This window comes from Mycobacterium pinniadriaticum (assembly GCF_026242045.1).
Classification (GTDB): Bacteria; Actinomycetota; Actinomycetes; order Mycobacteriales; family Mycobacteriaceae; genus Mycobacterium; species Mycobacterium pinniadriaticum.
Map to the genome: position 1 here is coordinate 50,619 of NZ_JAPJDO010000028.1, position 24,984 is coordinate 75,602.

The 24,984-nt window shown below is 66.2% G+C and carries 20 protein-coding genes; 2 read left to right on the forward strand and 18 right to left on the reverse strand.

Annotated features, from left to right (window positions below):
* Genes fadD10 through ORI27_RS24360 form a run of 4 tightly spaced genes read right to left on the reverse strand, consistent with a single transcriptional unit; the run spans position 1 to position 4,495 of the window.
* Complete coding sequence (fadD10, locus tag ORI27_RS24345; protein WP_265999636.1) at positions 1-1,590, reverse strand: fatty acid--CoA ligase FadD10; 1,590 nt, start codon at positions 1,588-1,590, stop codon at positions 1-3.
* A gap of 28 nt (positions 1,591-1,618) precedes the next feature.
* On the reverse strand, positions 1,619-2,161 hold the full coding sequence (locus tag ORI27_RS24350) for an FcoT family thioesterase (protein ID WP_265999637.1): 543 nt from the start codon (positions 2,159-2,161) through the stop codon (positions 1,619-1,621).
* The gene (scoE, locus tag ORI27_RS24355; protein WP_265999638.1) at positions 2,158-3,027 is read right to left on the reverse strand and encodes a (3R)-3-[(carboxymethyl)amino]fatty acid oxygenase/decarboxylase; all 870 of its coding nucleotides are present in this window, start codon (positions 3,025-3,027) and stop codon (positions 2,158-2,160) included. The genes ORI27_RS24350 and scoE overlap by 4 nt, the downstream gene beginning before the upstream one ends.
* Positions 3,005-4,495, reverse strand: coding sequence for a PPE family protein (locus ORI27_RS24360; protein ID WP_265999665.1), 1,491 nt, complete (start codon positions 4,493-4,495; stop codon positions 3,005-3,007). The genes scoE and ORI27_RS24360 overlap by 23 nt, the downstream gene beginning before the upstream one ends.
* Positions 4,496-4,677: 182 nt before the next feature.
* Between ORI27_RS24360 and ORI27_RS24365 the strand changes: the two genes are divergently transcribed.
* Complete coding sequence (locus ORI27_RS24365; protein ID WP_265999639.1) at positions 4,678-5,487, forward strand: class I SAM-dependent methyltransferase; 810 nt, start codon at positions 4,678-4,680, stop codon at positions 5,485-5,487.
* Here the strand turns inward: ORI27_RS24365 and ORI27_RS24370 are convergent.
* The 12 genes from ORI27_RS24370 to ORI27_RS24425 form a co-directional block, all read right to left on the reverse strand.
* Entirely contained in the window at positions 5,425-8,364 is a 2,940-nt protein-coding gene (locus ORI27_RS24370; RefSeq protein WP_265999640.1) for an MMPL/RND family transporter, read from the reverse strand. The two genes, ORI27_RS24365 and ORI27_RS24370, sit on opposite strands and share 63 nt — an antisense overlap.
* Positions 8,361-9,302: a type VII secretion protein EccE gene (gene eccE / locus ORI27_RS24375; RefSeq protein ID WP_265999641.1), complete on the reverse strand. Its 942-nt coding sequence runs from the start codon at positions 9,300-9,302 to the stop codon at positions 8,361-8,363. Before eccE ends, ORI27_RS24370 begins: the two co-directional genes overlap by 4 nt.
* Positions 9,299-10,681 carry a type VII secretion-associated serine protease mycosin gene (gene mycP, locus ORI27_RS24380; protein WP_265999642.1) on the reverse strand — a complete coding sequence of 461 codons (1,383 nt, stop codon included), beginning with the start codon at positions 10,679-10,681 and terminating at the stop codon, positions 9,299-9,301. The genes eccE and mycP overlap by 4 nt, the downstream gene beginning before the upstream one ends.
* Positions 10,678-12,090, reverse strand: coding sequence for a type VII secretion integral membrane protein EccD (eccD, locus tag ORI27_RS24385; protein WP_265999643.1), 1,413 nt, complete (start codon positions 12,088-12,090; stop codon positions 10,678-10,680). The genes mycP and eccD overlap by 4 nt, the downstream gene beginning before the upstream one ends.
* Positions 12,091-12,104: 14 nt before the next feature.
* A complete protein-coding gene (locus ORI27_RS24390) occupies positions 12,105-12,953 on the reverse strand; it encodes an ESX secretion-associated protein EspG (protein WP_265999644.1) in 849 nt (282 codons plus the stop codon).
* Between the two features lie 21 nt (positions 12,954-12,974).
* Positions 12,975-13,262, reverse strand: coding sequence for a WXG100 family type VII secretion target (locus ORI27_RS24395; RefSeq protein WP_265999645.1), 288 nt, complete (start codon positions 13,260-13,262; stop codon positions 12,975-12,977).
* Positions 13,262-13,555: a WXG100 family type VII secretion target gene (locus ORI27_RS24400; protein ID WP_265999646.1), complete on the reverse strand. Its 294-nt coding sequence runs from the start codon at positions 13,553-13,555 to the stop codon at positions 13,262-13,264. Before ORI27_RS24400 ends, ORI27_RS24395 begins: the two co-directional genes overlap by 1 nt.
* Positions 13,556-13,610: 55 nt before the next feature.
* Positions 13,611-13,922, reverse strand: a complete 312-nt coding sequence (locus ORI27_RS24405) for a PE domain-containing protein (RefSeq protein ID WP_265999647.1) — start codon at positions 13,920-13,922, stop codon at positions 13,611-13,613.
* Positions 13,919-17,863: a type VII secretion protein EccCa gene (gene eccCa, locus ORI27_RS24410; protein WP_265999648.1), complete on the reverse strand. Its 3,945-nt coding sequence runs from the start codon at positions 17,861-17,863 to the stop codon at positions 13,919-13,921. The genes ORI27_RS24405 and eccCa overlap by 4 nt, the downstream gene beginning before the upstream one ends.
* A complete protein-coding gene (eccB, locus tag ORI27_RS24415) occupies positions 17,860-19,362 on the reverse strand; it encodes a type VII secretion protein EccB (RefSeq protein WP_265999649.1) in 1,503 nt (500 codons plus the stop codon). The genes eccCa and eccB overlap by 4 nt, the downstream gene beginning before the upstream one ends.
* Entirely contained in the window at positions 19,359-21,182 is a 1,824-nt protein-coding gene (eccA, locus tag ORI27_RS24420; protein WP_265999650.1) for a type VII secretion AAA-ATPase EccA, read from the reverse strand. The genes eccB and eccA overlap by 4 nt, the downstream gene beginning before the upstream one ends.
* A 116-nt stretch (positions 21,183-21,298) precedes the next feature.
* A complete protein-coding gene (locus ORI27_RS24425) occupies positions 21,299-21,991 on the reverse strand; it encodes an LLM class flavin-dependent oxidoreductase (protein ID WP_265999651.1) in 693 nt (230 codons plus the stop codon).
* Between the two features lie 277 nt (positions 21,992-22,268).
* On the opposite strand from ORI27_RS24425, the gene ORI27_RS24430 reads away from it, so the two are divergent.
* Positions 22,269-22,391, forward strand: a complete 123-nt coding sequence (locus ORI27_RS24430; RefSeq protein ID WP_265999652.1) for a hypothetical protein — start codon at positions 22,269-22,271, stop codon at positions 22,389-22,391.
* 30 nt (positions 22,392-22,421) lie between these two features.
* On the opposite strand, the gene ORI27_RS24435 is transcribed toward ORI27_RS24430, so the two are convergent.
* Complete coding sequence (locus ORI27_RS24435; RefSeq protein ID WP_265999653.1) at positions 22,422-23,408, reverse strand: o-succinylbenzoate synthase; 987 nt, start codon at positions 23,406-23,408, stop codon at positions 22,422-22,424.
* Complete coding sequence (locus tag ORI27_RS24440; protein WP_265999654.1) at positions 23,408-24,973, reverse strand: long-chain-fatty-acid--CoA ligase; 1,566 nt, start codon at positions 24,971-24,973, stop codon at positions 23,408-23,410. The genes ORI27_RS24435 and ORI27_RS24440 overlap by 1 nt, the downstream gene beginning before the upstream one ends.
* Positions 24,974-24,984 lie beyond the last annotated feature (11 nt).

Below are 24,984 nucleotides of genomic sequence, written 5' to 3' on the forward strand. Positions count from 1 at the left end.
TCAACCACGAGCGACCGTTCCGGTCCTGTCTTGGCCGATCGACGTGGCCAGTGATGCCCGCATGACCTTGCCGGACTGAGTCCTGGGAATATCGGCGACGATGACGATGGTCGACGGCCGCGCCATCGACTCGGCTTCACGTCGAAAGACAGCCGCGATCGCCTGTTTGATTGCACGGGTCTCGTTCTCGTCGAGGGGCTTCGACGTAACCACAGCCAGACCCACGAGAGCGCCGAACTCGGCGTCGGGGATTTCGTAGCAGGCGGCTTCGTGGACACCCGGGACACTCTCGGCGATACGATCGACGTCGTCGGGCGCGACGTTAACGCCCCCGGAGATGATCATCTCCGATGATCGCCCCCTGATGTAGAAGAACCCGTCCTCGCGGCGCTCCAGGATGTCACCGGTATTGATCCAGCCATCGACCAGGACCTCACCGGTGCGACCCGGGTTGTTCCAATACCCCAGCATGCTCGCGGGCGATTTGATCCAGAGCGTCCCCGAGGCCGCCGAGTTCGTGGTACCGGACTGCGCAGGCGGACCGGCGCCCGCGTCGTCAAGGTAGACCTCGACGCCGGGGTACGGCCGTCCCACCGCGCCGGCTTCGATCTTCGTGATCGACCCGACGTCTGTCGGTAGACACAATGCGGTACAACCGGTTTCACTCAGACCGTAGACTTGTGCGGTCTTGACGCCGGTCTCTTCCAGGAAGCGGACATCAGCCGCGATGGCGCGAGAGCCGCCGTATCCCAGAAGTCGTAGCGAAGGCGGCCCGGCACCCATGGTCTTCATCTCGGCGACCAGTCGCGCCAGCAGGGTCGGAACAACGCATGTCGTGGCGACCTCGTTGTCGGCAAGTATCCCGAGGAAGGATGACGTGCCCTCGCCTCCGGTAATGCACTGCCCGCCTCGCATCAAACAGGTGATGATCCACCACAGCCCACCGATATGGGTGGCCGGCAGCGGTGAATACGTGGTTTCCCCGTCGACCCAGTCCACCCAGTCGAGCTGCTCTTCTCGCAGGATGTCCTGGATCGCATAGAAGGTGCGGTTGGGCAGCAGTACGGCCTTGGGCTCCCCCGTCGTTCCACTGGTGAAGATCATCGCCAGCGGATCATCGGCACCCGTGTCCGGTTGGTCGGGCAGGGTCGTTGATTGTGCCGAGGCCAAACCGGGCGAATGCGCCCGAACACCGATCGCCGGAAGGGCGCCCAGCACACCCGGTAGGCCCTCGGTTGGCAACGCAGACCCGGGTGTGATGAGAGTCGCCGCAGGTTCGCTGATCTGAGCGAATCGTTCCATTGTTGCCACCGGCAGACGAGCGTCCACCATGACTGCGATGGCGCCGATTCTCGCGCACGCCAGTACCGACAGATAGGTCTCGGGGCCGCTGTCGGAGACGACCAGCACCCTCGATCCCCTCGTCGCCGACTGTGCCGAGAGTTCAGCCGCCAATACGGTCATCTCGGCGACGAGTTCGCGATAGGTCAGCATGCTCGCACCGTCGCAGCGCCGCAGCGCCACGGCATCGGGTCGTTGCCTCGCCTGCTCGAGAATCCGACTCAAGACGGAAGGTGATAGCTGAGACATTTTTGTGAGACGACCTCTGTCCAGCGGACTAGGGGATATTCAGGACGGCTAGCTCGACCTCGCCGGAAGCGGCGCCACCGTCGGAGTCCCAGAATTCGATGAGGCACGGGACCCTCAGATAGCGCCAGCTTCGTTCGACGACCTCGAAGTCTTTGCACAGTAGCCGTGCGGAGAAGTTGTGCGCGTTGATCGGCCTTCTGAATCGTGACGAGTTGGTCTTGATCAGCATGCTCGGGAGTTGGTAGTCGAAGTAGTCCTCGATCGACCAGCCCACCAACACCGGAATCTCCTCATTGATGATGGCAGGCGCAAAGGCGCTGTACGCGAGCTGATTGAAACACAGCAACAACTCGACAGCATTGAAGTGACCGGTGCTTCGGATGTACGCGGACTCTGGAATGCAGAAGTTGCCGAACGCCAGGACCGAGTCTTCGGTGGCTCTGTACTGCGCATCAAGAAGGTAGCGACATCCCTTGTACGAGTATGGCTCCAAGACCCGAACCAGCAGATCCTCGGGGATGGCTGTCGTGGTGGCGGGTTCGTCGACCGGTGTCAGGTCAGCGGTGCTCATGCCGCGTATCCCGGTGTCGCCAGGCCGTCCAGCATCGTCAACCGATAGCTCGTCAGCGTACCCGACGCCGTGCCGTGCTTCGCCCGATGCATGAGAACCCTGTTGTCCCACAGCATGATATCGCCGACCTCGTAGTGCTCGGTGTGGATGAACGGGGACGCGAAGTCGGGATCCAGTTGCCCGGTCGCGGCCATGAGTTCCTGCAGGATCGCGGGATCGAGGATGTTGCCGTTCCTGTCCTCTATCTTCGTGGTTCCCGAGGCGCAGATGTAGAGGATCTCCTCACCGGTGTCGGGATGCCGTATCACCGTGGGCCACTTGATCGGTGGTGTGGTCTTGGAGACCTCGGCCCAGACCTCTCCGATCGGGCGATAGACGTCCGTCGGGCGGATCTTGATGTGGCGTCGCGGGTCATGGGTGCTGAACGTTCCCCGGACCGGGTCCTGTGTGGCCGGCGGCAGTGATTCCCAGACCTCGTTCAGATCAATGAAGTAGGTGCCCCTGTCGTGTCCCGGCATCGTGAGCGGCAGAACCATCGAGAAGGCGAAGGGCTCGGGCATGAACATGTAGTCGATATGCCAGAACGCTCCGGTTTTCGGGACTCCCCGGCCTTCCTCGGTCGAGGACACGAAAATCTCCGGATAGTCCTGGTGGTGGTACATGGGCTCGTAATACGGGACGATATCGCCGATGATTCGTCCGAGTCGGATGAATTCCTCCGGGGAGGGATGGACATCCTTGAGGACCACGAGCTTGTTCCGGTAGACGACATCGCGGATCTCGCCTCTGGTGATCTCGTCGAGATTCTTGGGATCGATGCCGATGATTTCCGCACCGAGACCCTCACCCTTGACATTGAGTGTCATCTGCCCTCTCGTCTCCTTCATCTGCGTTGACGCCAGAACTCACGACTGGCCACGACTCCTGCTCCCGGGCGCCGGCGTCGTCGGCCATCCAGCCGCTGGGAACCAATGGAACTGTGGTGGTTTCGCCGTTGGTGGACAACTGCGCCAATCCGGCAGCGGCGATACCAGACTTCGGCGCGGCCCCCGCGAAGCCGAGGGGGCCGGCCCCGTGGCCGCTGGCCGCGGGCGTGGGTGACCGGTCGGCGGCGGTATCGGCGTCCACAGTGACGGGCTCGTCGAGGAATTCATAGCGGTATCCGCGTGCCCGTGTACGGCGCCTGCTGGTCTTGCTTCCGCGGCTTCGGGCGAGCGTGGCCGCCCGCGCCGCGGCGAGGGCGGCGGCCTCCTCACCTATCGAGTCGGACGCCTTGGCGCCCGCCCTGGGTCCGGCGCCCAGCACGGGCGGAGTCAGGGGCGGAATCGCGTAGCTGATCACCGGCGACGGAGTGGGACTGCCGGCCGGGGCCGGGGCCGAAGTGTTCGGCGCGGGGTTGGCGGCCTGCGGGACGGCGCTCGGGGCCGCCGACGGAGCCAGCATCACCCCCGCACCGAAGTTGGGCTCGACACGTTGACCGGCGTCACCGTCCGCCGGAGCCGGAAGCGGCTCGGCCATCGCGTCACTGTTGAGCAGCAGAGCCAGCGCGCTCAGGGCGCTCAACGCGCTCAACGCGGGAAGGAAGAACGGCAGCAGCAGCAGACCGTACGAGGCGTAGTAGGGAATCCAGAGAATCTCGTAGAGAACCGCGGCGATCGCGGTGAGAAAGGCCGCCACCGCCGGACTGAACCCGAGACCTTCAAAGAAGTCCAGAAAGTACTTGTACGGGTCGGCGATGAAATCGCGAATGTCCCTGATGAGCTGACTGATCGAATTCGACGTGGTTCGGCTCGCGCTCACGGCCTCTCCGCCGGGCGCGAGGATATGGGGTGCCGGGACAGCCGGGGGAATCGTCGCGGTCGCCGCGTCGGTGATGGCCTGGTACACGGTCATCGTTTCGGCGGCCTGAATCCACATTCGCACGTAGTCGGCTTCGTTGACGGCGATCGGGATTGTGTTGATGCCGAAGAAGTTCGTGCTGATCAGCACACCGTGTGCGAGGTGATTTGCGGCCAGCTCGGCCAAGGTCGGCATCGCCGCCAGCGCGCTGCCGTAGGCGGCCGCGATCGTGTTGTGCGCAGCCGCAGTTGCCGCACTGTCGACCGAAGCCCGCTCGAGCCAGGCCAGGTACGGCGCATGCGCTGCCGCATACTGCGCGGCGCCAAGACCCTGCCAGCTGGTGGCCTGCACCTCGGCCAGCAGCCGCGCCAGTTCGGCTGCCGCCTCACCGTAGGCAAGACTGAGCTCTTGCCATTGCCCGGCGGCAGCGAGCAGTGATCCAGGTCCGGGGCCCCCGCTCAGCAGTGTCGAGTGCACTTCGGGCGGAACAGCCATCCAGACCGGGGCGGTCACGACGTCACCTCCTGCCTGGCGCGCTGAGCGAAATCCCAGCATTCGTTGCGCGACAAGCTGGATCGCCGTCGCCTCTCATCCGTCAGGTAGTCGGTTGGGTCCGCGGGAAAGTTCCCGCGGAACTGGGCCCTGCCGTCGGTGGGCGCGCTAGTACGGTGGGGTCCATGCCAGTCATCCACGCCCGTCATCTCGACGGAATGTCTGAAACGGCAGTGCTTACGCTGTATCAGCGCGCGGCCGAGGCGGCTCGGCCGGACGGCATCATCGAGGACCCTATGGCGATCGCGTTACGCGACAGCCTCGACTACGACTACCACCATTTCGGCCGTACCCACCAAGCGACCGCCCTACGGGCGTTGGCATTCGACGAGTACACCCGCGGATTCCTGGCCGCAAACCCGCGGGCCACCGTGATATCCCTCGCCGAAGGGCTGCAGACCAGCTTCTGGCGGGTCGACAACGGTGAGATGACCTGGCTATCGGTCGATCTGGAGCCGATCATCGAGCTGCGCCGGCAGTTACTGCCGACTTCAGATCGGCTGCACTACTGTGCCCAGTCCGCGCTCGACCACTCGTGGATGGATCGGGTCGACACGAGCGCCGGGGTGTTGATCACCGCCGAAGGCCTGTTCCAGTACCTGCAGCGCGACGCGGTCCTTGACCTGATCACCGCCTGCGCCAGCCGGTTCCCCGGAGGCCGGCTGGTGTTCGACAGCGTCCCGCGGTTTCTGAGCGCGTACTCGCGCCGTCGCGGTATCAAACTGAGCCCGCACTACACCGCTCCGCCGATGCCGTTCTGGTTCACTGCCAACGACTATGGCGATCTCCGCAGCAGTCCGGGCATCCGCGGAGTGCGCGAACTGCCGATGCCGGCGGGACGCGGCACGGTTCTGCGATGGACCGCACGTACCTTATACCGGCTCCCCATGCTGAGCCGGTTGCGCGCCCCGACGAACCTCGTCGAGTTCGGCTGACTCCCAGTCGGATACCGGAGCGTCGGAATCTCGCACGACATCATCGGGTTTCGGCCAAAGAGCCGGGATGGGCCTGGGCCGGACGGCTTGCGGCCACCAGAACCACTTGCCCAGCAGCACCGCCATCGCCGGCGTCATGAACGCCCGTATCACCAACGTATCGAACAGCAAGCCCAAGGCGATGGTGGTACCGATCTGGGCGACCACCTTGAGCTCACTGGCCGCCATCGACATCATCGTGAAGGCGAACACCAGGCCGGCAGAAGTCACCACCGAACCCGTTCCGCCCATGGCGCGGATGATGCCGGTCTTCACCCCGGCATGCAGCTCCTCCCTGAAGCGCGCCACCAACAGCAGGTTGTAGTCCGCCCCGACCGCCAGCAGGATGATCAGCGACATCGCCATCACCATGAAGTGCAGCTCGATACCGATCAGATACTGCCAAACCAACATCGACAGGCCGAACGACGCACCCAGGGATGCCACCACCGTCCCGACGATTACAGTGGCGGCGACCGCACTGCGGGTGATGATCAGCATGATGACGAAAATCAAACAGAGCGCTGCAATTCCGGCGATGAGCAGATCGTAGTCATTGCCCTCTTGCATGTCCTTGAACACCGACGCGGTGCCCCCGACGTAGACGGCGGAGCCCTCCAGAGGCGTACGCTTCATCGCCAGCTTGGCCGCATCGGCGATGGTGTCGATGCGCTGGAGACCTTCCGGGGTGAGCGGATCGTCGTCGAGGCTGATGACGAAACGCACCGCGTGACCGTCCGGCGAGATGAAGAACTTCATGCCCCGCTTGAGATCGTCGTTGCCGAAAGCCTCCGGGGGGAGATAGAAGGTCTCGTCATTGCGCGATTCGTTGAATGCCTCCCCCATGGCCGCCTGGCCGCTCTGCATCGCGGCCAGCTGCTGCAAGAACCCGTTCTGGGTGGCGTACATGGTCAGCATCATCGCCTTCATCTGCTTCAGCGTCTCGATCTGAGCCGGCAGCTGCTGGACGAATTGTGGCATCAGCACATCGATACGCTCGAGATTGGGCAGAAGGCCATCGATGTCGCTCGTCAGCTGGTTGGTGCTATCGAGGGCGTCGAAGACCGAATGCAACGACCAGCACACCGGAATGCTGTAGCAGTGCGGCTCCCAGTACAGATAGTTGCGGACCGGCCGGAAAGAGTCGTCGAAGTCTGCGATATGGTCGCGTAATTCCTTGACATCGGACGCCATTTGGCGGCTCTTTCCAGCAATATCGTGGGTGTTGGCGGTCATCTCCGACATCAGTGCCTGCATCCGCATCAGCGCGTCGATGCTGCCCTGGATCAGGTCGGCCTGCGCGAGCACATCCTTCATCCGGTCCTGCAGGTAGCTCTGATTGAGGGTCTGGACACTACCCGCCAAGCTCAACTGAGCTGGAACCGTACTGAATTTCAGCGGCATGCCATCCGGGCGGGTGATCGTCTGCACCCGGTTGATCCCGGGTTGATCGCCGATCTTCTTGGCGATCTTGTCAATCACCATGAAATCAACCGGGTTACGCACATCCCTGTCGGTCTCGATCAGCAACACCTCCGGATTGAGGCGAGCGCTGGAGAAGTGCCGTTCGGCGGCGGTGTAGCCGGCCACCGACGGTAGGTCCGGCGGCAGATACCTGCGTTCGTTGTAATTGGTTCGGTAGCCGACAAGGGACAGTAGACCGATCAGGGTGACCCCACAGGACGCGATCAGCACCGGCACGGGCCAGCGGGCCACCAGCGCACCAATCTTGCGCCGGCCCCGGATTCGCATGGCGCGCTTGGGTTCCAGCAACCCCCACCGGCTGGCGACGGTGATAGCAGCGGGCCCCAGGGTCAGCGCCGCGGCCACCGCGACGACCATCCCTACCGCCAGTGGCACGCCCAGCGTATGGAAGTAGGGCAGCCGGGTGAAATGCAGGCACAGCGTCGCACCGGCGATCGTCGAACCGGAGGCCAGGATCACGTGGGCGGTGCCGCGAAACATCGTGTAGTACGCCGCGTGCCGATCCTGGCCGCTCGCCCTCGCTTCCTGATAGCGACCGACCAGGAAGATCGCGTAGTCGGTAGAGGCGGCGATCGCCAATGTGACGAGAAGGTTCGTGACGAATGTGGTCAGGCCGACGAAGTGGAAGTAGGCGAGGGAGGCCACCACGCCACGCGCCGCGGCCAACCCGACAAGCACCATCCCCAGAACGATCAGCACGGTGCCGATCGAGCGGTAGACCAGAAGCAGCGTAGTGGTGATGACAATGAAGGTGAGACCCACGATGATGACCGCGCTGCGATCGCCGGCCTCCTGTTCGTCGGCGGCCAGCGCGGCCGGACCCGACACGTACGCCGTCACTCCCGGCGGGGGCGGGATCGCCCCGACGACCTTCCTGACCGCATCGAGGGACTCATTGGCTGCCGTTTCGCCCTGATTTCCAACGAGATACAACTGCACATACGCAGCTTTTCCGTCGTTGCTCTGCGCACCGGATGCGGCGAGCGGGTCTCCCCAGAAGTCCTGGACGTATTCGACGTGGTTCTTGGCCGCCTCAAGACGAGCGACGATCGAGTCGTAGTAGCGATGTGCGTCGGCGCCGAGCGGTTGTTTGCTTTCCAGCACGATCATGGCCGTGCTGTCGGAACGGTACTCGCCGAAGACGTGTCCGACGCGCTTCATCGCCGTGACCGACGGGGCGAAGTCCGGGCTCATCTGCACAGAGCGCATGGTGCCGACGAGTTCGAGTTGCGGAATCGCTGTGTTCAAGATCGCCACCGCGGCAATCCACCCGACGATGATCGGAACCGCGAGTCGCCGAGTCCACGTCGCGATGGCTGAACGCTTCGCCTCGACGGGGCGGTCGCCGTTCATGTCCCCACCACCGCACCGTTCGGAATCCATCGCGCCGCGATTTGTCCATCGACCTTGAACACATCGGCGTCCAGCGGCCTCGTCGAAGTCGGAATCAGAGCGCACAACGCTCGCCATTGCACACCGGGCCGTGGCAACAGACCGGCCACCGGCGGTGCGGCTTCGGGCGGTTCCGGGGTACGGATCGCGCATGCCGCCGCCACCCCACGCCTGCTCAGCTCAATCGACGTCCACAACTCGCCAGATCCCCTCGACCACAACGCGGTCAACGCCTCCGGGATCGAGGGCCCGTCAATACCGTAGGCAGCCACATGGCCCGTCGGCCCATCGGTGACCGCGCGCCAGCCCTCCGTGGCTCGCGGACCAAGCAGATCCGGGATGTTGAGGTCGGCGGTGGTCACCATCCATCCGTACTCCCGCAGCTCATCGGCGAGGCGGCGTGCCGCGAGCTCCGCAGTCTGCCGTAGCGGAATCGCAGATGAACGCGCCTGCAGCGCTGACAGATTGGCTCTCGCCGACATGGTCATTGCGATCCAAGTGGCGCGTCCGGCGACCGTGTCCCGGCTCGTCACACGCAACGACTCGCAGCGCACGCCATAGCGGTCGAGATAGCCGGCGAGCAGGTCGAACGGCACCTCCCGTGCCCCGCAGTCGACTACCCGCAGCACCACCGTGGTACGCGCGTCAGTGCCGCTGCGTTCCGCCACTTGCGGCACGTCGCGGCCGCGGCCGCTCCGCAACGTCAGACCCAACCGGCGCCCCAGAATCGTCGTCAGATGCAGTCCGCGCCACCAGCCGAGCAGAACCACCACCACGACAGCGGTGATCCCGAGCGCCCACCGGTGCCACACCGCATGCCATGGGTAGGCCATCACCATGGGAATCACGATCAGCAGCCCCAACGTGATTCGGCCGGTCCCGGGCGGCACGATCCTCACCGGCCGTGGTCCTTTCGTCGCTGCGTGACCCACGCGGCGCCGATCACCGCCAGTGCCAGCACAGCCGTGCCGGCAAAAGCGATGTTGCGCGCCGAGTGATCCCGGGTTGGTGCCGTCGCCGGGGCGGCGATCCGGGCCACGCCGGACCCGGCCGGATCGAGCCCAGACGCGGACAGTTCCCAGGTCAACGCTGCGACTGGATCGAGCGCGCCCGCCCCCACAAGATTGGAGGGAGTCCGCGTTCCGGTGTGAGCGGTGGCCTGCAACCGGTGGATCACCTGCGCGGCAGATAGTTCCGGAAAGCGGCTGCGAACCAGTGCGGCGACACCGGATACATAAGCCGCGGCGTAGCCGGTACCAGCCAGTGTCACCCACTGGTCGCGGGCACCAGACAGTCCGTTGACCAGGCCTGCCGCCGGGCTGTTGCCAACCGACACGATGTCTTCGCCCGGCGCGGCGATGCCCAGCCAAGGCCCGGGCATGGAGAAGGCGGAGGGCTCGCCGACGGGAGTCACCGAGCCGACCGATAGGACGTAGGGTTGCCACCACGACGGAATCGAAGCCGAGGTGGCTTCACCCCAGTTGCGGGGATCGTCGGGGCTGACCGAAGCGCCGATCGGATTGGCCTGACATTCGGTGCTACCGGAAAGTGTTGTGAGACCCACGTCTCCGGCCGCGGCGACGATAACGGCATCCTTGTCGACCGCGGCATACCGCAGTGCCGCTCCGAGCGCCTGCTGGTCGACATCGGTGCCGGCACGCAGGCAGGTGACAACCGAAATATTGATGACACGGGCGCCCGAGTCGGCGGCGTGAACGACGGCACGAGCGAGCGTCGCGATGTCGATCGTCGCCCTGGCTGCCCCCGGATCGTCACTGTGCTCACGGCGGGAATACGCCGCCGAGGTCTGACGGATCGACAGCAGTCGAGCCGCCGGGGCCACACCCGAGAAAGCGTCGGGGCCGGGCTGACCGCCGACGATCCCGGCCACCAAGGTGCCGTGGCCGTCGCAGTCGGTCAACCCGTCGGTGTCTGCGACGAAGTCGCCGCCGGGCTCGACGTTAGGCAGTCGCGGGCCGGGAGTCACGCCGGTGTCGATGATCGCAACCGTCTGTCCCTCTCCCCGCGAGAATGACCATGCGCCCTCCAGATTCAGCATCCGTTGGTTCGGTGATGGCACACCGGGGTCCGTCCCGGGAACGACACCGGTGGTGGCGCATTCCGTGCGCTGCACCATCGGCGTGACCGGGCCAACGCCGCCGGAGGGCGGGGTGGCGTCGGCGTCGACCACCGGCTGGCTGAGCGCCCACGCCGAAGGGCTCATGACCAGCGCGATCACCGAGGCCACCACCGCCGCGCGTAGCCCGACTCGGATCATCGATCGAGAACCCAACCGAACAGACCCACGAGATAGGCCAGAACCGGAATCAACGATGCGTCGACCGCGGCGGCGAGCAGTCCGACCAGTCGCCGAATCGGCAGCGAATAGCTTTCCGGTTCGGCGAGATTCGGATTCACCGAGGCTGTGACCAACGCCGCGGTGAAGACGCCCAGCGCCGCCAGGACGCATGCCGCGGGTAGCTGGTGGCCGGTGCTGAGGAACAGCACCAGCAGGCCGATCGAGGCAAGGACGGGTTGCATCAACAGCAATGCCTTGCACGCGGCGGTATCCCACACCCGGGCGCGCAAGACCGCGGCGGCCGATGTTGCGATGACCGCGTACCACCCCCACGCGCCAACCGAGTCGGGCCGTTCGACCACAGCCAGTGACCCCAGGACCGACAGCACCACCGCGCCAGCGATGAATCCGGTTTGATGCGCCTCACTGAGCCGGACGCGACGAGGCAGATCCTCGAGAACACGCATCGCCGGAGCCGACGGTGCGGGATCGCCCGGCGCCGGGATGACGGGAAGCGGCAGACGGGCCGTCAACGCCGACAGCTGAGCCGCGTTGACCGCGAGCAGCAGGGCAACCGCCAGCAAGCCGCAGCCGAGCGTCGACAGCGGAAGCTCCCATCCCTGTGCCACCGCAGCCGCGATCATGATCGCGGCGCCGATGACGGTCGTCGCGGCGAAAAAGGCGAGACATCGCTCAACGACCATCACGCAGATCAGCGACCAGGCGGTCACTCCCGCGGCTGTCAGCATCACCTGCGCGGGGCCCGGTCCACCGTCGACGGCCGAGGCGAGCCCGGCGCCGATGGGGACCAGGGCAACGATGGACAGCTCGGCGGCCCAGCGATCTTCACCCGCGCGTGCCAACAGTGCGGTGAAGACGGCAACGGCAGCCACCGCGCTCACCGCGTACAGACCGGCCACGCCGCCGACGGCGATGCGGTGAGCGACCGCCATCGCGGTGGCGGCGAGTATCAGCACGATCGTGGCGATCCGCGACAACATCGCGACGTTGGCGATACCCCATGGCCGCAGCCGCGACGCCGAGAAGATGGCGGCGGCATCGGCGATGTCCTCGACGACCCCGGGAGCCGACGGCCCCGACGGAACAGGTTGGAGGGCAAGCAGATCACCGTCGACGACGCCGACCGTGTCCAGACTGGCATCCAGTGAGAACGGTGCACCCCCGACCGGAGCCAGACTCAGCGATCGTGGTGCCGCGTCGGTGGTCGCCTTGCCGGGGGGCAGCAGACGGCGAACGGCAGGCAGGATCTCGCGCATCGGCAGCGCTGCCGGCAGCGCCACGTCCACGAGTCGGCCGTCGGCGAGGATGGCAACCCGCACGATCGGCAGGACGGGGCCGCTGTCGGTGGGCACCGAGACGTCGGTCATCTGGTCGTTCTCTTTCAGGAATCTTGAGCGATGAAGTCGCGGACTGGTTGAAGCGGCGAGAACCACGGGCCGGCTGGCAGGACGTCGGTCAGCCGTTCGATCGCCAGGGCGATCGCCAGGTCCGTCCCCGGCGCGAACACCGACACCCACTCTCCGTCGAAGGCGCGCACGGGGCTGACCACCAGGCGTCCGGCAGCGCTGTCCAGCACCGCGATTCCGATCTCGGTGGTCATCGGGGTGGCGCCGTCGAGTTGGCCGGCCAGCACTTCGACATAGGTGGTCGGTTGATCGAAGGTGGCCCGGACGACGGCCCTGGCCGATTCCGGAATGCCGAGGTGTCTCATCACGTCGGAGAGCTCGGCGCCCTCGCGCAGTTGCTCGTCGGCTCTGGCACCAACCCGCAGCGGAAGCGTGAACTCCTCGAAGCGCGCCGCCGCGCGTCCCGGCAAGGCGGCGGTGACAATCGGGGACATGGCCTGTCCGGATGCGATGTTCAGCGCCGTGAAGGTAACCAGCTGGGCATTGCGCAGCGCGACCACGATCTGGCCCTGCCGGTAGGCGACAATGCCTCGAAGCCGGTCGGCCGACGAGCCGGCTCCATCCACATAGCGCAGTTCCAGCCAGCGCTCCGGCCAGCAGACAACCCGAATCCATTGCCGCACAGCGGGGTCGATCCTTCCGTGGGCGACCAACCCGAGCCTGGTCAGCTCGGCGACCTGCCGTGACGCGAACGCCGCGCGTTCCGACACGTCACAACACGGCGGCGTGATCGCCAAAACCCAGGGGAACGTGCCGACCTCGCCTTCCTCGGCGATGAACCAGGCCGCCTCCACCGACAGCTCGACCGCGTCAGCCGCCGGCATATCCCGCCCCATCTCGTCGGGTCAACCCCACTTGGCACCTTCGGCCCGATCTCGGGCCTGCATCGCGAGCGTGTTCGTCTCATGTGTCGAGGCCATGGCGCGATAGGCGCGTACCAGTTCCTCCATGGCGCTGTTCCATTGGGCCTGCCACAGCTGGTAGGTCATTCCCGTATCACCCTGCCAAGCCCCGCGAAGCGCGGCCTGTTCGGCGGCGATGTCGGCACCCACGGCCTGCAACGTCCCTGCGTAGCCGGCCATGTCGCCGGCGTGTCCGAGCATGGCGGGGTAGTTGTACATGATCTGAGACATCAGCTACCCCCATACGTGCCGGCCGCGGCGGCGTCTTGGGCCACATAGGTGGCGCCGGCGTCGCCCAGATTGGCTTGGGCGAGGTCCAGCAGCGCGTTCACCTTCGCGGCCGCTTCGACGAACCGTGCGTGCGCGGCCTGGAAGGCAGCCGCCGACTCGCCCCTGTGGAATGCCTGCGCCGCCACCGCTTCCTGTTCGGCCTGTGCGATCGTGCTGCGCATCAACGCCGTCTTGGCTCCGAAGGCTGATTCGGATGCGACGAGCTGCGGAATGTGTGCATCGAGAAGACTCACTTCACATTTCTCCAATCATCAACAACGGCAATCTGATTTGTGTGTCCGATGGGTGTCAGCACACCCCCTGACGGCCGTAGGTCGCAGCCCCCTGCAGGTCACCTGCGGCGTAACTGGCTCCCGATTGCGCGACGCCCATGCCGGCGCGAGCCAGTTCGAGGACCCCCTCGGCTGCCGCAGCGGTGTGGGCAGAACCCTTCGCCCCACAGGTCAGTGCCGCGTTCAGTGACACGGCGTCACCTGCGGGCGGCACCACCGCCGCGATGAGCGGGGCTGCGGCGGCGTGTGTCGCGGCCAGCCGTGCGCTCAGCGCGTCCACCGCCGCGCTGGCGGCCGCCAGGCCTTCGGGAACGACTTCAAGTGTCATGACCGGTTCCCATCCATGACGTCGGGACCACCCACCGGCGATCCGATGAGCGGATTGACCAGCTGCAGATACGTCGGCGCGGCGGAGTCGTCGAGCAGCGTTGCGCGCCCCGGCACCGATCTGGTGAACCGATGACCACGAATTTTGGCGCTGTCCTGCGGATTGCCCGACAGCATGAGCGTGGTCGCTTGCAGATCGTTCATCCGTCGCAGCAGCGGATTCGTCATCAGTGCGTGCGCTGAGCCGGACGCTCGCGCGGTGACGATCACCCGCAGCCCGAGATCGGCCGCCTCGGAGAGCAATCCGATCAACGGAGTCCAAGGGCGGTATCCAGCGTAGGGCCCAGACATCGCCGGCCCGTCGGGCAGCTGGTCGACATCGTCGATCAGCAGGTAGTGCGTGTGGCCGGTGAAGCTCCATTCCATCAGCTCGGCCGTCGACAAACCGGCTGGTGGGCGGCGGGCCTCGATGATCGCCGACAACCCCAGCACCGCCGGGATGATCCGGTCGATGTTCGCCGTGTACTCGTTGTCGGGAAACAACGGCTCGTCAACGAGGCGCAGCCGCCTGTCGAGCACAGTGAACGCGAGCCGCTCCGCGGTCGTGTTCTCCCGCAGCGTGCGGATCACATGACGCAGCAGGGTGGTCTTGCCGGACTTGGTATCGCCCAGCACCATCAGCAGCGGATGCGCGGCGAAGTCCAGCACCACCGGGGTGAGATCACGTTCCCGTCGACCGACGACCACCTGTTCATGATCGAAATAGAGGGGTGCGATATCTGCGGGTGCGAGCTCTGTGGGAAGCAAGCGCACCGGTGCGGCCGACTGCCCGGGGTAGCGGGCATTGAGCTGCGGAATCTGATCGAGGTCAGGCTCGGCGAACAGGAAATGCTCGGCCGCCATCGTCAGACCACGGCCTGATTGGTCGTAGGGCACCGATTCGGCCGGCCGGCGCAACGCGCCGGCGACGCGAACATTGCTGTCACGCGGATCCGGCAGCCGCAACTCCAAGCGCAGACCGAGCCCGTCGCGCATGGCCAACGGCACCTCGAGCCAGTTCGGGGTGGTGACGACGACGTGGATGCCGTACGCCAGACCCGTATTGGCCAGTTCGGTGACGTTGACCAGTAGCGGGTTGCGGGTATTGAACTGGTCGGTGTTGTCGCGGCCGAACGCATACAGGTTGTCGATCACGAGGAAGACATGCGGTTGGGCTACCCCGTGTTCGGCCCGTCGGCGCTCTTCCAGCAGCTGGTCGAGTTCGCCGAAGGTACGCCGGATTCTCTCGGCCTCCAGCGGTGACGCGACACTGCCGACATGGGCGAGATCGTCCAATGACCGCAGTTGGCCGCCGCCGTAGTCGACGCAATAGAAGGACACCTCGCCGGGCGAGTGCAGCGCTGCCGCAGAGAGGATGAATGTCTGCAGCGCGGTGGATTTGCCAGACTTGGCACCCCCGTGGATCACCATGTTGCCGGCTGCGGATGCGGCATCGAAGACGAGCGGGTCGCGACGCATATCGAAGGGGCGATCGATCTCGCCCAGCGGCCACTGGCCCAGCCCGGGTGTGATGCCGGCATCGGCGAGGACCTCGGCCAGCGGGATCGGGTCGTCGAGCGGCGGCAGCCAGAGTCTCGGTGCACGTGGGCCACAGGCGGCCAACTGCTCGCCGACGGTGGCGATGAGTTTCTTGGGCGTGGCGCTTGGCAAGCCGTCATCACCGGACACGACGACGACGTCCTCGTCGATTCCGACCTCCGCCGCGGTGAACAGCTGCGGGTGGGGATCGGCAGGCACCACATACGAGGTGAGTCGCCGGGGTGGGTCGTAGATGCCGTCGACGTAGGTACTGCGGAACTTGATCGGCTCCGCCCCAGGCGCGGGCACCAGGAATCCGACGCCCTTGTATTCCCTGCCCGCCTCGATGCGAAAGGCATCCTCCACGCCGATGATCTGGCGCGAGGCCGCCGGACTCGCGACCTTCAGGCCGATCCGATAGGACGTGTTCTTGTCGATGTCCTTGATCCTTCCCACGTCCAACGTCTGTGACGCGAACAGGATGTGGATCCGAAACGACCGGCCCTTGCGCGCAACATAGTCGAACAGTTCCGCGTATTCGGGATGGTCGGCGAGCATCAGCGTGAACTCGTCGGCAACCACGAACAGGGTCGGCAGCGGGGGCAGGTCGTAGCCGGCCGCGATCGCTGCCTCGTACTCGGTGACCGAGTTGAACGCGCTGCCCTGCACGCGGCGACCCGCCTCGCGGAGCAGAATCTCGCGGCGGGCGACTTCACCACGCAGTGTGTCGGCGAATCGGTCCGCCAGTGACTTTTTTTCCGCCATGTTCGAGATGACCGCCACGACCTGAGGAAAATCGCGGAAGATGTCGGCGCCGGCCTCGCCCTTGAAATCGGCGTAGATGACGATCAGTCGCTCCGCGGAGTGGGTTGTCAGCAGCGACAGCAAGATTGACATCAGGGTCTGCGACTTGCCGGAACCCGTCATGCCGATCATCAGCCCGTGCGGCCCCATCCCACCCTCGGCCTCGTCTTTGAGGTCGAAGTACAGCGGCTCCCCGGTGGCGGTCACACCGATTGGTACCCGTAGCTCTCGATCACGCTCGCGTGGCGCCCACAGTGCGGGCACGTCGAGCTGCGTGGCATCGTCGATGCCGAGCAGGGTGGTGAAGGTGGCGCCGCTGACGGCGGCTGAGCGCAGACCGGTGTGCGTCGGATTGGAGTCCCACCGCGCCAGCAGGCGGGCCAGATGCGCCGCGTCGGCGGTGGAGAGTCGATCGGCGCTGTCCACGTAGGACTGCCACCCATCGGTCGTCCAACGTTGGATGGCGGCGTCACAGATCCGGAGGATCGGCCGCTCGGGATCCGAATACTGCTCCCGGTGGGGTTCGACCGGGCTGATCTGGACCACGGTGACACCGGCCCAGCCGGCCGACAACACCGACGCCGACAAGTCATATCCCGGATCGTCGACCACGATCAGCAGATGGCGCAGGCCTCGGCCCTGCCCATCGCCGAACACCGGACGCTCGGCGAGCACCGGCCCGATCTTTGCGACCAGTTCATCGGGATCGGCGCTGAGATACCGGGCCGAGCCGACACCGTCGAAGACGCCCGGAATATCAACGTGGGCAAGCCATTTGAGCCACGACCAATCCGGGCTGTCCAGGTCAGGGCTGGCCAGAGCCACACCGAGTACACCTGGGTCGTGCCAGGTCACCGCCTGTGCTATCCAAGCCCGCAGTGCCGCACGTGCCGCATCTCCGTCACCGACAAGGGTCAGCCGCGAGATCGACGAGAGGTCGATTCCCGTCGGGGCCCGGTGCACCGTGCGTTGGACGTCCAACATGCCGCGAAGGGCACTGTGTGCCACCGGTTCCAGATCCACCGCGTCGGCGGAATCCTTCACCCGCAACGCGGTATCCAGCGGCACATCGTGCAGACCGGTGCGCACCACCAGGAAGTCCCGGTCTGGTGGGTCGCGCTCCCACTGTCGCGGCGTGCCTGGAATCGACGCCAACGCAGCGGGATCGGGATGCGACCACTCAAGGCTGGCTCGCTGGTCGGCAGCCTGCGCACGTACGTTGTCCCGCACGACCGACAGGTAACGCAGGTAGTCGGCGCGTTCGGCATCGACCTCCTCGGTACGCAACTTGTTGTCGTTTCCGCGATACAACGCTGTCGCCGCCAGCAGAAGGACGAATGGGAAGAACAGGATCTGCGGCGAGATCAACCGCATCCCGGTGGCAAACAGAGCGACGATCATGCCGACGATCAGCATGACGATCAGCAACGGCAGCGCTCGGCGCAGCAAGGAGGCCGGCACCGCGCGCGGCAGTTCCGGCGGTGCTTCGATCGTGATGGCACCCTTGCGAACCAGCGGCGCAGGGAGTCGTCGGTGCGCTTCGAAGATGATCCTGCTCAACGATTCTCCGTTCCAGAATAGACGGTCAGCGCGTCACGCTTCGACAACGCGGGACCCGCGCCGAACAAGGTGAGCACGGACCACGGAACCGGCGTCGCCGGCGACCGCAGCCCGAGAGCAGCCACCGTCTGAGTCAACTCGTCCTTGTTCACGCCCTCGATGCCGTACCGCATTCCGGTGTCGGACAACCAGAACAGTGATCCGGCAGGTGGCGAGGCCGGCTCCTGGCCCACCGTCTGGACGAAGTAGCCCGTACCGACGGGAAGTACCACACGCGAGGCGTACGCACCGCTGCGGCCGGGTAACTCGACGGCTTTCGCTCCCCGGGCGATCGGCAGTGCCGCACCCGACAGCAGTGTCAGTGAACTGCTGCTCGCGTCGGCGGCTTTGGACCACCGTGCACACACGACCGGCGCACCCACCGGGTCGACCAGACTGATCCGGCGCTCGGGGAAGGCCGCGGTGTCGAGCATCCGGGACGCCGGCAGTTGGCTGACCTCATCGGCTCTCAGCCGTGGCGGCTGTTGCAGCCCATAGGAGTTGGTGTTTCGTAACAGGGCCGCCAACACGGGTGACACCGGCTGTAGGCCATCCGGCAGCACCGCGAAGTACGACAGCATGCCGTCGGCGCCGAAGGCGGCAACCACCGCGCCCACCGGCACAGGAACCGACATTGTGAACTGTGGCGAACTCCCGGCGTCCGGGATCACCGGCGCGAGCAGCGGCGCACCCTCGGGGATAGCGTTGAACAGCCCCGGTGGGATCGGTCTGGGGACGGGATCGATCGCGCCGAGGCCGAGCGCATCCATGGCTGCGTGATCGGCCAGATCGATCCGGCTCCGCCGGCCATCCCAGAGCAGCCATGTCGTCGGAGCGTCTGACGTCCCGGCGGTAACCAACACTGCCTTGTCCGCTGGTAGGGCAGTGGCGCGGACTCCGGTCTCGACAAGGGGGCCACCGATGACCGTCACCCCAGCCCGAGTCGCCTCGAGGTCGTCGCAGACCACCCAGTCCGCGTCACCGGACTCGTTCTGCACCATGCGTTCCGGAGCACCGGGAATGCCCACCATCGGACCTCGCGCGAGCTCGTCCAACGCTGCGCTGCCCACGAATGTCGGTGTGACGGCGTTGCCGGCGATGAGCCTGGCCGAGGTCAGATTGAGCACCGAATGCAGCCGGTCGTCCACCCGCACATAAAGTGCCGAAGTGTTGCGATCGGCCAGCACGGTATTGTTGCCGACCGAACCGCCGGGCCGCAGCAGGGAGATGACGAAACACCCGATCAACCCGGTGACCACGATCAGGACACCGACTGCCACCGAACGCGATTGGGTGCGTAGCGGATCGGTGAGCATGCGGGTGTCGTGCAATGCGACTCCCGACGCGATGCGCCGCATGAGGAAACGCCAACCGCTGACCTGATGCCGCGTGACAAAGCCTCGACGGTAGGTGACCTGATCGGGGTTCTGGTTGACAGGAGTTCGTGATGTGAAGCTCATCTCGGCACGTCCAGCCCCAGACCTCGAAGCAGCGGCACCACCGAGTGCCGGACGTCGTCGGCGGTGATCGTCATCAGCTCCTCATCGGAGAATTCGCCGGTATCGGCCGCCGCGGAATGGTCGAGCCGGAACTCGCGCTCCTCCTCGGAGCGTTCGACCACGTTGCGGACGAAGCGGCCGTTGCCCGCGATGTCGAGACTGCGCCGCTCAACCCCGCTGGCGTCCGGCGTCGTGGCCGATGCCAGCGTCGCGAACAAGGCCGCCAGATCCTCCAGGGCGGCGATGTCGAAGATGCTGTCGCGCTGTTTGGCCATCGCACTGGCGATCTCGACCAGCTCGCCGGGCGTGTAGGACGGGAAGACGATGCTGCGGGTGAACCGCGACCGCAGACCCTCGTTGGTGTCCAGGAAGCGGTCGAGGTCGGCGCGGTAGCCGGCAACGATGACCACCAGCCGGTCGCGGTCGTTCTCCATCCGGGCCAACAGGGTGTCGATCGCGACCAGGCCGAAGTCGTTCTTGGCGCCCGTGGCGACCAAGGCGTACGCCTCGTCGAGGAACAGCACACCGTCGAGCGCACTGTCGATGATGGCGTTCGTCTTGGCCTCGGTCTCACCGATGTGCTGACCGATCATGTCGGCCCGGTGCACCTCGCGAACGTTCTCCCGCTTGAGCAGTCCGAGGCCGCAATAGATCTTGGCCACCACCCGCGCGATCGTCGTCTTACCGGTTCCCGGCGGACCGGCGAATACCAGGTGGTGGGTGCGCTGGGCGACGGCCAGCCCGCGCTCTGCACGCCGCAGTGCCATGGCCACCGAGCTTCTCAACCGTGACACCTGGTCTTTGACCTCATCGAGGCCGATGAACTCGCCGAGCTCACGTTCGGCTTCTTCGAGCAGCGCGGCCTTGCGGTCGCGGGCCTCTGGGTCGACGAAATCGTCTGCGGTGGGCTCTGTTTCGATATCCCACGGATCGGTTCTGGCCTCGATACGAGCCGCCGTGGTGGTGGCGATGCCGAAGGTCGGATCCGATAGTGCCCGCTCGACCTGCTCGTTAGCCGGGTTGGTGGCGTACAGATCCTGCAGCACCTCGGCCGCGGCTTCCTCATCGCCTTGAGCCCTCAGCACCAGCGCCTTGGCCAGCGCACCGTCAACAGCCGCGATGGTCAACGGACCCTCGGGCTGGTCGAGATAAGTCAGCGCAGGGGCGAACATTCCCAACCGGGCCAGCGCGACCCCGAGGGCGACCCGCACGGCATGGGCGAACGGCTCTTCAACAGCGCTGTCGGTGACTAGCGGGGTCAGCAATTTGACGACGTCGGACCAACGGGCGCTGCGATAGTGGACGGCCGCCGCTACCCAAGTGCTCTCACGTACTTTGGGAATGCTTGCACTGACCGCGGTCACGACCGCATCAGCTTCGCCGAACCGGCCACTCAGCGCGAGGGTGGATGCGAATGCCAACTCGAAGTCGTCGGGTTCCGCCGCCCGAAACTGCAGATAGAGTCCGGTGTCGTAGGTGAAACCCAATGCGCCGGGCTCCAATTCGACCCGCCGCGCCAGCATGCCGGCAGTACCGCGAGTCGCCGCGACGGCCTCGAGCACCTGGGGCGAGGTGTCGCCGGCGGCAGCCAAGCCCGCCCACACATCGCACTGATCCTGGGCGAGCCGGGCCAGTGCGGCGAATCCGGTACGGGCCGCCGCCAGGTCGGCGGGCCTGCGCCGCTGGTGCACCGTCAACCCCAATGCCCGACACGACGATGCGAAACGGCTGACGACTGCCTCGTCGACGCGGCGGACGCCTCCCGGTACCGCGACTGTCATGAGCGCTCGTGTCGACGACGGTCCTCATCTCCGGGAAACACCTCCGGGCAGCCGCCGTCAAGGATCCGGCCAAGCATCGGGTTGCTCACGGGCCATTAGTCGGTAACCGGCCGGAGTTAGTTCCGGGCGACTTCCACCGAGCAGTCACTCATGCCGCAGACGCGGATCGGCTGACCAGCGATCACCTCGTCGGTAGCTTCTTCAGCCGCCGCACGGCCTGCAGGAGGGCAGCATCGCCGTCGTGCCCTTGCGCAGTCTGCACTGCAGCGGACCGACGTTGGCCAGCACGACGTACTCCACCCCGCAGTCCCGCCAGTGCGCGGCCCGCTCGGCGATCTCGTCGGGGTACCGCAGAGCAGGCAGTCGCGCACCACCTCGGTCGGGATGGCCTTGACGTAGGACAGGGCAGTTTGTTCGTCCACGTCCTGCGGCAGCAGATCCTGTGCCCCGGTGAAGCCGATACCGAGCGGATGCTGGGCGCCGTGCCGGGCGAAGGAGTGATCGGGGGCGTTGAGGGCCGCGGCCCGAATCACCTCGGAGTCGAGCGCCTCGTCGAGGTCGTCGCGGTTGCGCGCGGCCAGCGTCATGAACCAGATTGCCGGCTTGATCGACATCGGATCGCGACCGACATCGGAGGCGGTGGTGCGTACCGCCTCGAGCCGCTGCGCGTATTCCTCCGGGGTGTGTGGAAAAGCCGGGTAGAACCCGTCGGCGTAGTGACCGGCGGCGCGCAACATCCGCGGGCCGTGTGCCGCGATCCAGATTTCGGGCCAGTTGCCTTTTGTACGGCGGGAGGTCGAACAGGGCATTGCGCAGCGGGAAGTACGACATGGCTTGAGTGTCAGCCGGGCAGCAAGGACCGCCTTGCGTAGTCAGCTACGCATTTCACCGACTCGCCGAAACCGCAAATGTTGCACACAAATCGCGAGTATGGGCGTTAACAACTGCACTCTCGACGGCCTACGGCCGCGTCCATCAGCGGGGTCTCGGCGATGACCGGGTAGGCGCCGGTGTAGCCGACACGTTCGCGCGCCATCTCCAGCACCCGCCCTGCGGCAGCGCGGCGTTCCCGAGACCACCGCCCGGTTGACCGGTGAGGCCGGAGCGTCGGTATTCCACCTGGCCTTCGAGCAGTGGCTGGCCGCCGACGAGCACGACCTGGCGCACTTCATCCGGGGCGCGGTCGCCGACCTGAAGGCGGGCAACTAGGTCGCGTCGAGGTCGACGTCTTGCCGCGATCTACTCGCGATTGTTCGCCCGTTTGTCGGTTTGGGCGAGCAGGGGGTGGCAGGTGCGAACCCGGTTGATCCACCAGTCGCGGCGCTCGGCCGAGGCGGCGAGCACCGCCAGGCGCGCGCGATCGGGTACCACGTCCCCGACGGGCAGGCCACCGTCGACGGGTGCGATGTCGGCGACGTCCTCGACAAACAGCCCGCCGGTGCCCAGGCCGCACGCATGCTCCAGCCGCGGCAGCGCCGCCGCCGCGGCCAGCCCGGCCGCGATCCCGACCGCGGTGTCCAGCGCGCTGGAAATCACCACCGGGACGTCGATTTCGGCGGCGATGCCCAGCAGGGCGGCCACTCCACCCAGCGGTGCCACCTTCAGCACCGCGATGTCTGCGGCCCGTGCCCGCACCACGGCCAGCGGATCGGCGGCCTTGCGGATGCTCTCGTCGGCCGCCACCGCGACCGCCACCCGCCGGCGCACCTCGGCCAGCTCTTCCACTGTCCGACAAGGCTGTTCGAGGTATTCCACCGGGCCGTCGGCGGACAGCGCCGCCGCGGCGGCGACCGCCTGCTCGACCGTCCACCCGCCGTTGGCGTCCACTCGCACCGTCGGGATCGCCGCGCGCACTGCGTTGACCCTGGCGACATCGTCGGCCAGCGTCTGGCCGGGCTCGGCCACCTTCACCTTGGCGGTGCGCGCCCCGGGGAAGCGCGTCAACACCTCGGGCACCTGCGCGGCGGGGACGGCGGGAACGGTCGCGTTGATCGGGATGACGTTGCGCAGGACTGGAGGTCTTGTGCCGTAGGCGGATTCGATACCGGAGGCCAGCCAATACACGGCCTCGGGCGGCTCGTATTCGACGAACGCGCCGAACTCGCCCCAGCCCGTCGGCCCCTCGATCAGCGCCACCTCGCGAATCATGATGCCGCGGAAACGCACCCGCATCGGAAGCGCGACGACATGTAGGCGCTCCAGCAGATCGGTCAGCGATACCGCCATCAGATCGCGCGGTCGCGGTTCTCCCAGTACGGCGTGCGCAGGTCACGCTTGAGGAGCTTGCCGGTGGGATTGCGCGGCAACGCCTCGGAGATCTCCACGCTGCGCGGGCACTTGTAGTGCGCCAGCCGCTGCCGGCACCATTCGACCAGTTCCTCCTCGGACGTCTGGCCACCGGCCGACAATTCGACGACCGCCTTGACCGACTCGCCCCACTTGTCGTCGGGGATGCCGAACACCGCGGCGTCGAGCACCGCGGGATGATCGGTCAGCACCCGCTCGACCTCGACGGAGTAGATGTTCTCGCCGCCGGAGATGATCATGTCTTTGAGGCGGTCCTCGACGAAGATGAACCCGTCGGAGTCGACGCGGCCGATATCACCAGTGCGGAACCAGCCGTCCTCGGTGATCGCCGAGGCGGTGGCATCCGGCTTGTTGTGGTAACCCTTCATCAACTGCGGTGTACGGAACCACAATTCGCCGGGCTCGCCGGTCGGCACCTCGGCGAGAGTGTCGGGCTCGACCACCCGGACCTCCACCTCGCGGGAGGGCCGGCCGGCACTGACTAGTCGCTCCGGGCGGGACTCGTCGCGGTGCACCTCCGGGGTCAGCTGAGTGATCGCACCGCACACCTCGGTCAGCCCGTACACCTGGATGAAATCGGTGTCCGGCCAGGCCTTCAACGCCGACTTCAGCAGCGCCGGCGGCATCGGAGAGGCGCCATAGACGAAAGTCCTCAGCGCACCGAACAACTTGACCGCGTCTTCGCCGGATTCGAGCACCTTGCCCAGCACCGCGGGCACCAGGAAGGTGCGGTTGGCGCCCTGCAGGATCGCCCCGGCCAGCGACGCGCCGTCGGCCTCGCGGGTCATGATCGTCGGGATGCCGGCGTGAATGCCGTACTGCACGTACGACGACCCGCCGACGTGGAACAGCGGCATCGCCACCATGTTCTTGTCGTCGGCGTCGAATTCGAAGGTGCCGGCGTTCATCGTGTGCGCCAGGAGATTCCGCTGGGACAGCGTCACCCCTTTCGGCCTGCCCGTGGTGCCCGAGGAGTACATGATCAGGCAGGCGTCGTCGGGCTCGACCTCGGCGGCACGGCCGATCGGCGTGGCAGCGGCCAGCATCGCCTCGTACTCGTCACCCTCGCCACCCTCGGGGGTGACCACAACGACGTCGGCGACGTGGGTGAGCTGGTCACGGATCTTGTCGACGGCCCCGATCAGCTCGCTGCCGACGATCAGCAGTTTGGCGCCGGAGTCATTGAGGACGTAGTCCATCTCGTCGCCGGCCAGCCGGAAGTTGATGACGGCGGTGGCCGCGCCGATCGAGGCGGCGGCGATCGTCAGCTCGACACACGCCGGGTGGTTCTTGTCCAGGAACGCCACCACGTCACCGCGCCCGATGCCGCGCTCGGTCAGTGCGCCGGCGAGCCGGCGGATCCGATCGTCCCACTGCGACCAGGTCCAGCTGCGGCCCAGATAGCTGATGGCCTCACCGTCGGGCTTGTGTTCGGCCCAGTACGCCGGCCGGTCGTCGAGAAACTGCGGTTCGGGTGGGTGCATAACGGCCAGCG